Genomic DNA, 10940 nt, shown 5'->3' on the forward strand with positions numbered 1-10940 from the left:
GCCATCGGGCTCTACCGCGGCGAGGCGCTCGCGACGGCGCAGACCAACCAGATCCTCTCCGCGTACACCAATGGCGGAACGAATCCCGGGCCCGGTGTCCAGGTCCAGACGGCGCAGCCGATCACCGCCGGGATCGTCCCCGGACACTTCTACCTGATCAGCGCGATCTACGGCGCGGCCAACTGCGTCAGCGAGGGTCCCACCCTGAACCGGCAGGACCCCGACCTCACCTTCAACCTCATCCAGAACCAGACCGGATCCGGCCCGGCTCCTGGCACCGGCGGCGGCACCGTGACCCCGCTGGCGGCCGGCTTGAATCCCTGCACCGATCGGAACGCACGCGTCATCACGACGGCCGGTCACACCTACCACATCGCACGGCTCAACTCCGCCGGATTCCGGATGCCCGCTGGCGTCACCTCGCTGGGCGTCCAGCTGTACAACGCGGCAGGCTCCTACCGCGGCAACGACTCCGGGTTCGACGACCCGACCATCGTCGACGCGACCCCGCAACTCGACAAGGACTTCTCGCCGTCGACCCTGCAGGCGGGGCAGAGCACGACGCTGACGTTCACCATCACGAACACCGACGAACTGTCGGCCAAGAACGGCTGGTCGTTCACCGATACGCTCCCGGCCGGTCTCAGCTTCTCCGGGCCGGCCAGCACCGACTGCCCCGCCGGCGCGGCGACCATCGCCGGCACCACCATCTCCGGCAGCGGGAATCTCACCGCGGGGCTGGCGTCGTGCACCATCACGGTCCCCGTCACGTCCGCGACCACGGGCACATTCACGAACGGTCCCGACAACATCGGCCCGATCGACGGACTGCTCGAGCCCGGCGGGAGCACGGTGGTGTTCACCCAGCCCGACCTGCCCGCGATCTCCCTGATCAAGTCCGCGGACCTGACCGATCCCGCTCAGTACACGGCCGGGCGCCTCGTCACCTACTCGTTCGAGGTGACGAATACGGGGAATGTGCCGCTGACCGCCGTGGACGTCACGGAGACCGCGTTCACCGGCGCCGGAACGCCGCCGACGATCAGCTGCCCGACGACCACCCTGGCGGTCGGGGCGGCGACCACCTGCACGGCGACCTACACGATCGTCCAGGCGGACGTGGATGCGGGCAGCGTGACGAACACTGCCATCGCGAGCGGAACGCCGCCGTCGGGGCCTGCTGTCACGGATGCGTCCTCCGCGGTCATCTCCGGAAGTGAGGCCCCATCGCTCGACCTCGTGAAGACGGCCGACGCCTCCGGCGTCGCAGCACCCGCGGCGGTCGGCGATCCGATCGCGTACACCATCACCGTCACGAACACCGGCAACGTGACGCTCGAGGGCGTGAGCATCGACGACTCGCTTCTCGGGGGCGACGTGACCCTGACCTGGCCGGGAACGGCCGGGACGCTCGCTCCCGGCGAGTCCGTGGTCGGCCGGGGGACGCACGCGGTGACGCAGGCCGAGATCGACGCGGGCCACGTGACCAACACCGCGACGGCGGCGGGCACCACGGCCGGTGGCACCGGGGTGACGGCCGGGCCGCAGAGCACGGACACCCCGCTGACGCCCGGTCCGCACCTGAGCATCACGAAGGCGGCGACGCCGTCGTTATCGACGCCGCCGGCCGTGGGCGACCCGATCACCTTCTCCTTCACGATCACCAACGACGGCAACCTCACGCTGCACGGTGTCGTGCTGACCGATCGGCTGCCGGGGCTCTCACCGCCGGTCTACACCTGGCCGGGCGCGGCGGGCGTGCTCGCGCCGGGAGACGTCGCGACAGCCACCGCGACGTACCGCATCACTCAGGCCGACATCGACGCGGGCGGTGTGCTGAACACCGCGTTCGCCACCGGGACCACCCCGGCGGGAGCCGAGACCCCGTCGGAGCCCGCCGACACCTCGACCCCGATCACGAGGGCCCCGGCGATCGCGCTGACGAAGGAGGCGGACGCCACCGGGGTGCAGAACCCGACCCGTCCCGGCGATCCCATCGTCTACCGGTTCGCCGTGACGAACACCGGGAACACGACCCTCACGGGCGTGCAGATCACGGACAGCCTGGCCGGTCTCGGACCGTTCACGTTCGTTTGGCCGGGCGCCGACGGCGTCCTCGAACCCGGCCAGCAGGTGCGCGCCCTCGCCACCTACCCAGTGACGGCGGACGACATCGCAGCCGGTGAAGTCGTGAACAGCGCGGTGGCCAGCGGTGACGCGCCCGACGAAAGCACCGTGGAGTCCCCGCCCGCCGGCACGACGACACCGCTCGGCACCGTCGCCTCGCTCTCGCTCGTGAAGTCGGCGTCCCCGAGCGGCCCCGCGCAGTTCGTCGCAGGCCAGGTGATCACCTACAGCTTCGTCGTCACGAACACCGGGAACGTCCCTGTCGGCTCCATCGTCGTCGACGAGACGGCGTTCTCCGGCTCCGGCACTCTCGGTCCGGCGACCTGCCCGCCGACCCTCCTCCAGCCGGGGGACCAGCTGACCTGCACAGCGACGTACACGCTCACCCAGGCCGACATCGACGCGGGCCGGGTGACGAACACCGCAACGGCCAGCGGGACGACGCGCGACAACTCCCCGGTGTCGTCGAACGAGTCCGACGCCGTGGTCCCCGCCGAGCCGGCGCCGGCGATCGCCCTCGTGAAGACGGCCGACGTGACTGAGGTCTCCGAGGTCGGCCAGACGGTGACGTACTCGTACGTCGTCACCAACGCGGGCAATGTGACGCTGGGCGCGCCCACGGTCTCGGAGACCATCTTCACGGGCGCTGGCGCCGCGCCCGTGCCGACGTGCCCGTCCGACGTCACCTCGCTCGTGCCGGGGCAGAGCGTCATCTGCACGGCGACCTACGCCGTGGTGGCCGCCGACCTGACCGGAGACCCCATCGCGAACACGGCGACGGCATCCGCTCAGGCCCCCGGGCAGCAGACGGTGACATCGCCGCCTTCCACCGCGTCCGTGGACGCCGTGGTTCCCGGGCCGCCGACGCCGACACCCACGCCGACACCCGTGCCGCCGCAGCCGGGGCCGTCAGGGGAAGGCTCGACGCCGCTGGCCGGCACAGGCTCGACCGTCTCGTTCGCGGCGATCGCCATCGCTGTGCTGCTGATCGTCGCGGGGGCGGTCGTGTCGCTGGTGCGCAGCCGGAGGCGGCCGGGCGCCCGCTGAGTGCCGGACCCCTCACATTGCACTCTCAGCAATGAAGTGCAAGATTGCACTTCGTGACCGATAGTGCATCTTCCCTTCGTGAGCGCCGCAAGGCCGAGACGGCGCGCGCGCTCACCGTGACGGCGCGGCGGCTCACCATCGAGAACGGGCTCTCCGGCTTCACCGTCGACGAGCTCGCGGAGGAGGCCGGCGTCTCCCGGCGCACCTTCTTCAACTACTTCGCCTCAAAGGAGAACGCCGTGATCGGCGTCCCGGTCGACCGGGACGAGTCGGGCGCGGGGGAGCGGTTCGCCGCCGCCGGAGCGCGGGGGACGGCGCACCTCGTCGACGACCTGATCGCGCTGCACCTGGAACGCTGGTCCTTCGGCGGGATCACCGCCGACGACGTCGCCCAGATCGTGCGCGCCTTCGACCGCGAGCCCAAGCTGATCGGGCACATGCTCTCGCTCGCGGGCGAGCACGAGCGGGACGACATCGAGCTCGTCGAGCGCAGGGAGGGCTTCCTGGCGGGCGACCTGCGGGCCGCAGCCGCCGTGCAGCTCACCGGCGCGATCCTCCGCGCCTCGGCCGAGGAGTTCTTCCGCGCCGGGTCCACCGACGACCTGCCCTCGATCGTCCGGCGCCGCGTCGCCGTCGTCCGCGAGCTCTTCCACTGAACCGCATCCCCCTCCACCGCCACCGACCCGAAACGGAACCCATGACCACCGCACCCGCGCCGGCCCCGATGCTGCTCACCAAGCGGCGCATCTGGATCATCTTCAGCGCCCTGATCGCCGGGATGCTGCTCTCCAGCCTCGACCAGACGATCGTCTCCACCGCCATGCCGACCATCGTCGGCGACCTCGGCGGCGTCTCCCACCAGGTGTGGATCACGACCGCGTACATCCTCGCCACCACCATCGTGATGCCCGTCTACGGCAAGCTCGGCGACGTGCTCGGCCGGCGCTGGCTGTTCATCATCGCCATCGCCGTGTTCACCGCCGCGTCCACCGGCTGCGCGTTCGCGGGCGACTTCTGGACGTTCGTCGTGTTCCGCGCGATGCAGGGCCTCGGCGGCGGCGGCCTGATGATCCTGTCGCAGGCGATCATCGCCGACATCGTCCCCGCCAACGAGCGCGGCAAGTACCTCGGCCCGCTCGGCGCGATCTTCGGCCTCTCGGCCGTCGCCGGCCCGCTGCTCGGCGGCTTCTTCGTCGACCACCTCACCTGGCAGTGGGCGTTCTACATCAACATCCCGGTCGGGATCATCGCGCTCGTCATCGCCGTGCTCGCGCTCCGGCTGCCGAACAAGAAGGCGACCCAGCCGATCGACATCCTCGGCATCCTGTTCCTCTCGATCGCCACGACCTGCCTGATCTTCTTCACCGACTTCGGCGGGGACACGGCGTACGGCTGGGGCTCGATGGCCACCTGGGCGTGGGGCATCGGACTGCTCGCCGCCGCGGTCGCCTTCGTGGTCGCCGAGGCGCGGGCGAAGGACCCGATCATCCCGCTGTCGCTGTTCAGGAACCCGATCTTTATCAACGCGACCGCGATCGGCCTCGCGCTCGGCATCGGGATGTTCGCGGCCATCGGCTTCGTACCGACCTTCCTGCAGATGTCGTCCGGCACCTCGGCCGCGGCGTCCGGCCTGCTGATGATCCCGATGATGGTCGGCCTGCTCGGCACCTCCATCGCCTCCGGCATCGCGATCACGAGGACCGGGAAGTACAAGCTGTTCCCGATCCTCGGCACGATCATCACCGGCATCGCGATGGTGTGCATGACGACGCTAGCGGCCTCCACGCCGATCTGGCTGATCTGCCTCTACCTGTTCGTCTTCGGAGCCGGCCTCGGCCTGATCATGCAGGTGGTCGTCCTCGTCGTGCAGAACGCCGTTCCGGCGAGCCAGCTCGGCACGGCGACCTCGACGAACAACTACTTCCGCGAGGTCGGCGCCGCTCTCGGCACCGCCGTGTTCGGCACGCTGTTCACGACGCGGCTCACGGAGAACCTGACGGATGTGTTCACGAAGGCGGGCGCTTCGGCCTCCGACGCGGCGGGGGCGACATCGACCATCAGCCCCGAGGTGCTGAACGCGCTGCCGGAGCCGATCCACACCGGCGTCGTCGACGCCTACGCGAACGCCCTCGCGCCCGTGTTCTGGTATCTGCTGCCGTTCATCGCCGTCGCGTTCCTGCTCGCGCTGTTCCTCAAGCAGATCCCGCTGTCCGACCAGGCCGGGCTCGTCGCCCGCGGCGAGGCGATCGGCGGCGAGGAGGCCGAGCGGCTGGAGGCGGAGCAGCGCGGCACGAGGACCGCGGCCGCCGCGCCGACGCCGACCGCGGCGGGCGATGCCCGAGAGCTCGACGGCGACGGGATCCGCGAACAGGACCCCGTCGGCCGTTGAGACGCGAGCGGGAGGCGGGCGACACCCCGCCTCCCGCTCGGCGCCGGCCGCCGCGTCAGGGCGTGACGAAGAGTCCGGCCGCCGCGTCGGCGCTCGAGCGCTCCTTGAGCACGAAGTGCTGCTTCTTGCCGGTCGCGGTGTACGGCAGCTCGTCCACGAAGGTGTACCGGCGGGGACGCTTGTAGTCCGCGAGCGCGACGCTCGCCCTGCAGTGCGCCTCCAGCTCCGCCGCCGCGGCCTGCGGGTCCGCGAGCCGGCCCGGCCGCGGCTGCACGTAGGCCACGACGACCTCGCCCCACTCCGGGTCCGGCAGCCCGACGACGATGCTGTCCGCCACATCCGGATGCGCCGCCAGCGCCTCCTCCACCTGCACGGGATGCACGTTCTCGCCGCCGGAGATGATCATGTCGTCCTTGCGGCCGACGATCGTGACGATCTCGTCCCCGTCCCAACTGGCCAGGTCGCCCGGGTAGATCCAGCCGTCGCGGAACTTGCGCGCCTCCTCGTCCGGGTTGTGCACATAGGCGTAGCCGCTCTTGACCGAGCGCATGATCACCTCGCCGATCTCGTGCCCGTTCTTCTCCGCGAGATCGTCGGGCGCGGCGATCCGGTCGCCTCCGTAGACCTTCACGACGGCGACGTCGTCGTCGAGGCACGCGCGGCCGGCGGCGCCGGCCGCACCCGGCAGGTCCTCCGGGCGCAGGTAGGTGTTCCAGAACGCCTCGGTGGTGCCGTAGCCGTTGGCGATGCGCGGGGTGAGCACGCGCTGGTAGCGGAGCGCCGCCGTACGATCGAGCGGCGCTCCCATCGTCACGATGCCGTGCAGCGAAGACAGGTCCCTCGGCTCCGCCTCCTGCGCGTCGGCGAGCCGCTCCAGGTTCGTCGGGGCCCCGACGACGTAGGTGAGGCCCTGCTCCTGGATGCTGTCCAGGACGATGGCCGGGTCGAAGCGCGGCAGCGTCACCACCTCGGCGCCGACATAGAACGCCGTGTTCGGTCCCGCGCAGTAGTTGCCGCCCCGGTGGAACCACGGCGACATGTTCATGGTCTTGTCGGTGGGCGCCAGCGGGAAGTGCATGATCACGTCGTGCGCGGTGAGCACCTCGTTGAGGCTGGTCAGCGGGACCGCCTTCGGCATCCCGGTCGTCCCGCTCGTGTACAGCCGGGAGGTCTCGTCCCAGACGCTCGCGCCCTCGGGCGCGCGGAACGACGGCGCGCCGGCGACCAGGAGCTCCTCGAACGGGATCGTGCCCGCCAGCAGCGGGCCGCCGCCGACGCCCGCGATCACCGCAGGGCGGTGCGCGGCCAGGTCGAGGGCCGTCGCGACGCTCTCGGCCGACGCGGTGTCGTAGACGAACACCGCGGGGCGGGCGTCGTCCAGGATGTGGGCCGTCTCGCCCGGCGCCAGCCGGAAGTTCATCGGCGAGCTCACCGCGCGCAGGCCCTGGGCCGCGACGTACAGGAAGGCGAACTCCGGCGTGTTCATCAGCTGGTAGGCGACGATGTCGCCGACGCCGATGCCGTGCGCGGCCAGGCCGGCGACCAGGCTGCCGGTGACCCGGCCGAGTTCGGCGTACGTCCAGCTGCGGCCGGTCGGCGGGTCGGTCAGCGCGGTGCGGCCCGCGTAGCGGTGGGTGTTGCGCTCCACGGCGGATGCGTACGTGAAGTGCTGCTCGAACACCGTCCGCAGCGCGGTCGGGTCGTACTCGGTGTTCGTCTCGATGGTGTCTGTCATCTCTCTCCTACGGGAGGAGCGGTGTGCTGGCGTCCTTCGGGCGTCGACTCCGTTCCGGATCGGGTGGGGTCGTCCCGGCCGAGCTCCGACCGGAACGGCGGTGCGACGACGGTCAGCCCGCCGTCGACCACGAGGGTGTGGCCGGTGATGTACCCGGCGGCGGGCGAGGCGAGGAAGCGCACGGCCTCCGCCATGTCGTCCGCCGTGCCGAGCCTCGCCATCGGGATGCGCGGCACCATCACGTCGAGACCGGGCACGTCGGCGTTGCCGTAGAAGTGCCGCAGCGAGTCGGTGTCGATCAGTCCGCCGTTGACCGCGTTCACGGTGATGCCGGCCGGTCCGAGCTCCGCGGCGATGTGCCTGACCCACGATTCGAGGGCCGCCTTGTCGGAGCCGATGGCGCCGTAGAGCGGGAACGCCCTCTGGCTGCCGTAGCTGGTCACGGCGACGATCCGGCCGCCGGCCGTCATGCGCTGCGCCGCGCGCTGGGCGAGCAGGACGAACGAGCGCACGTTGGTGGCCCACGACCGTTCGAGATTGCGGGTCGTGAGGTCGTCGAGCGGCCGGAAGGCCGAGGCGGCGGCGCTGGCGACCAGCACGTCGAGCCGCGAGCCCTCCCCGAACTCCGCGGCGAAGAGGCGGTCGATGTCCTCCTCGCTCTCCAGCTCCAGCCGGTGCGCGCTCGCCGCGCCGCCTGCCCGGCGGATGCCGTCCACCGTGGCCTCCGCCGCGTCCGCCTCGCGGCGGTAGGTGAGGACGACCTCGACGCCGTCCGCGGCGAGGAGTTCAGCGATGCGGCGGCCGATCCCGCGCGACCCGCCGGTCACGAGCCCTCGCCTGCCGTGCTGCCCGGTGCGGGGCTGGGGTCTCTCGTTCGTCGTCGCTCCTGGGTTCTGCTCGATGGCCATCGCCAGTGTAGTCCCGAGCGGAGGCCGCCTCCGGTCGATCGGAAGCCTCTTCCCGACGCCGGGAATACCGTCCGCCCCCGAGCGTTGAACTTGAGTGCACACCACTCAACTTCCAGAAACAGGAGACAACGTGCCTGAGAACTTCTCTCCCGAGAGCGGCGGCGACAACTCGTTCGACGAGTTCCTCGCGCGCTATCTCGCGGGCGAGCGTGCGCGCGCCGCGCGCTCCATCGACATCAGCCGGTTCCTGAGCCGGCGCGCGCAGGAACTGCTCGCCGACGCCGGGCGCTTCGCGCTCGAGCACGGCCACCGCGAGCTCGACTCGCTGCACATCCTGCGCGTCATGGCCCGCCAGGAGCCCGCCGCCGACGCGATGCGCCGGATCGGCGTCGATCCCGAGCGTGTGGCCGCCGCGGCCGAGCGCCGGCTCCCCGCCACCGCCGACCCGATCGACGCGGACGGCGCGTCCATCACCGCGTCCGCGCAGCGCGCGCTGTTCCACGCCTACCAGGTGGCCCGCGCCTCCGGCAGCACCTACATCGACCCCGAGCACCTCTTCTTCGCGCTCGTGATCGGCCAGGACGCCCCCGCCGGCCAGGTGCTGCAGGCCGCGGGCGTCACCGCGGACGCGCTCACGAGCGCCATGCGCCAGGGCGCGACGGTGGACGCCGGCGAGGCCGGCCCTGCCGCCGAGGGCGGCGACTCCGCGACCCCGATGCTCGACAAGTTCGGCACCGACCTGACCGCGCTCGCGCGCGACGGCAAGCTGGACCCGGTCATCGGCCGGCTCGACGAGATCGAGCAGACCGTCGAGATCCTCTCCCGCCGGACGAAGAACAACCCCGTGCTGGTCGGCGAGGCCGGCGTCGGCAAGACCGCGATCGTCGAGGGCCTGGCCCGCGCGATCGTCGCCGGCGACGTGCCGGAGCAGCTGCGCGACAAGACGGTCGTCGCGCTCGACCTGGCCGGAATGGTCGCCGGTACCCGGTACCGCGGCGACTTCGAGGAGCGGCTCACCACGCTCATGGACGAGATCAGCGCGGGCAAGGACGAGCTGATCGTGTTCATCGACGAGCTGCACACCGTTGTCGGCGCCGGAGGGTCCGGCGAGTCCGGCGGGATGGACGCGGGCAACATCCTGAAGCCGCGCCTGGCCCGCGGCGACCTGCACCTGGTCGGCGCGACCACGCTCAAGGAGTACCGCCGCATCGAGAAGGACCCGGCGCTGGAGCGCCGCTTCCAGCCGGTGCAGGTGGGCGAGCCCGGGATCGAGGACGCCGTCCTCATCCTGGACGGGCTGCGCGACGCGTACGAGGAGCACCACGGCGTGACCTACACGCCGGAGGCGATCCGCGCCGCCGTCGAGCTGTCCGACCGCTACATCTCCGACCGCTTCCTGCCGGACAAGGCGATCGACCTGATCGACCAGGCCGGCGCCCGGCTGCGGCTCTCGCTCGGCAAGCGCGTCGACGCCTCGCAGCTGATGCAGCAGCTCGCGACCCTGGAGTCCGAGAAGAACTCCGCCGTGGCCGCCGAGCACTACGAGGAGGCCTCGCGCCTGCGCGACGAGATCGAGGACGTCCAGCGCGCCATCGACGACCTCGGCAGCGCTCCGCGCCCCGACGCCGTCGTGGACGAGGCGGAGATCGCGGCCATCGTGTCGCGCGCCACGGGCATCCCGGTGTCCAGGATCGGCGAGGCCGACCGTGAGCGTCTCGCTGCGCTGGAGTCCGAGCTGCACGAGCGCGTGATCGGCCAGGACGACGCGGTCACCGCGGTCGCGAAGGCCGTGCGCCGCAACCGCACCGGTCTGGGCGACGAGCGCCGTCCCGTCGGCTCGTTCCTGTTCCTCGGCCCGACCGGCGTCGGCAAGACGGAGCTGGCCAAGTCGCTGGCGGCGTCCCTGTTCGGCGACGAGCGCTCGATGATCCGCTTCGACATGAGCGAGTTCGGCGAGCGTCACACCGTCGCCCGCCTGGTCGGCGCCCCTCCCGGGTACGTCGGCTACGACGAGGCCGGCCAGCTGACCGAGCGCGTGCGCCGCAACCCGTACTCGGTGATCCTGTTCGACGAGATCGAGAAGGCGCACCCGGACGTGTTCAACCTGCTGCTGCAGGTGCTCGACGACGGCCGCCTCACCGACGGCCAGGGCCGCACGGTCGACTTCCGCAACGCGGTGGTCATCATGACCTCCAACCTCGGCTCGGAGTTCCTCGCCTCCCGCAGCGGAGCCCTCGGCTTCGTCGCGGCGGGCTCGGACGGCTTCTCGTCCGACGAGGACATCCGCAACCGGGTGATGGGCAAGCTCCGCGAGGCCATGCGCCCCGAGTTCCTGAACCGCATCGACGAGATCGTGCTGTTCCGGAAGCTGGACGCGGTGCAGCTGCGCTCCATCGTCCGCCTGCTGCTGAACGCCACCTCGGCCCGCCTCGCGGCCCGCGGCATCGGCTTCGAGGCGACGGACGCGGCGGTCGAGTGGATCGCCGAGGCCGGCTACGAGCCGGAGTACGGCGCCCGTCCGCTGCGCAGGGTCATCCAGCGCCAGGTGGACGACCGCGTGGCCGACCTGCTCGTCGCGGGCTCCGTCGCCGAGGGCGGGACGGTCGTGGTCGACGCGGCCGACGGCGCCCTGGTGGTCCGTGCGCGGGAGGTGCTCGCCGCCGCGGCGTGAGCCGCGCGCCCACCGAGAGGCGGCCCCCCCCCCCGGGGCGGCGCCCCGCCGGCGGGAGTGGTG

General features: G+C 71.5%; 6 protein-coding genes. 4 read left to right on the forward strand and 2 right to left on the reverse strand.

The annotated features are described in order from the left end of the window. The 3 genes from ACTHMF_RS17080 to ACTHMF_RS17090 all read left to right on the forward strand — a co-directional run. A partial coding sequence (locus ACTHMF_RS17080; RefSeq protein ID WP_440319249.1) for a DUF7507 domain-containing protein occupies window positions 1-3174 on the forward strand: 3174 nt, incomplete at its 5' end. 53 nt (window positions 3175-3227) lie between these two features. Next, the gene (locus ACTHMF_RS17085) at window positions 3228-3830 is read left to right on the forward strand and encodes a TetR/AcrR family transcriptional regulator (protein WP_440319251.1); all 603 of its coding nucleotides are present in this window, start codon (window positions 3228-3230) and stop codon (window positions 3828-3830) included. Window positions 3831-3871: 41 nt separating this feature from the next. After that, on the forward strand, window positions 3872-5563 hold the full coding sequence (locus ACTHMF_RS17090; RefSeq protein ID WP_440319253.1) for an MDR family MFS transporter: 1692 nt from the start codon (window positions 3872-3874) through the stop codon (window positions 5561-5563). Between the two features lie 55 nt (window positions 5564-5618). Here ACTHMF_RS17090 and ACTHMF_RS17095 read toward each other — a convergent pair whose 3' ends face one another. Both ACTHMF_RS17095 and ACTHMF_RS17100 read right to left on the reverse strand, forming a co-directional pair. Continuing rightward, window positions 5619-7298 carry a class I adenylate-forming enzyme family protein gene (locus ACTHMF_RS17095; protein ID WP_440319255.1) on the reverse strand — a complete coding sequence of 560 codons (1680 nt, stop codon included), beginning with the start codon at window positions 7296-7298 and terminating at the stop codon, window positions 5619-5621. Continuing rightward, window positions 7295-8206 carry an SDR family oxidoreductase gene (locus ACTHMF_RS17100; protein WP_440319257.1) on the reverse strand — a complete coding sequence of 304 codons (912 nt, stop codon included), beginning with the start codon at window positions 8204-8206 and terminating at the stop codon, window positions 7295-7297. Before ACTHMF_RS17100 ends, ACTHMF_RS17095 begins: the two co-directional genes overlap by 4 nt. A 130-nt stretch (window positions 8207-8336) precedes the next feature. Here ACTHMF_RS17100 and ACTHMF_RS17105 point away from each other — a divergent pair, with 130 nt between their 5' ends. Beyond that, on the forward strand, window positions 8337-10877 hold the full coding sequence (locus ACTHMF_RS17105) for an ATP-dependent Clp protease ATP-binding subunit (RefSeq protein WP_440319259.1): 2541 nt from the start codon (window positions 8337-8339) through the stop codon (window positions 10875-10877). The last annotated feature ends 63 nt before the right edge of the window (window positions 10878-10940 follow it).

Origin of the sequence: Leifsonia sp., assembly GCF_051955155.1 — a bacterium.
Classification (GTDB): domain Bacteria; phylum Actinomycetota; class Actinomycetes; order Actinomycetales; family Microbacteriaceae; genus Leifsonia.

What these genes read in the sequence shown, in the direction of transcription:
- ACTHMF_RS17090 (WP_440319253.1), top strand. Translation starts at nt 3,872, where the DNA reads ATGACCACCGCACCCGCGCCGGCCCCGATGCTGCTCACCAAGCGGCGC.
- ACTHMF_RS17095 (WP_440319255.1), bottom strand. Translation starts at nt 7,298, where the DNA reads ATGACAGACACCATCGAGACGAACACCGAGTACGACCCGACCGCGCTG.
- ACTHMF_RS17100 (WP_440319257.1), bottom strand. Translation starts at nt 8,206, where the DNA reads ATGGCCATCGAGCAGAACCCAGGAGCGACGACGAACGAGAGACCCCAG.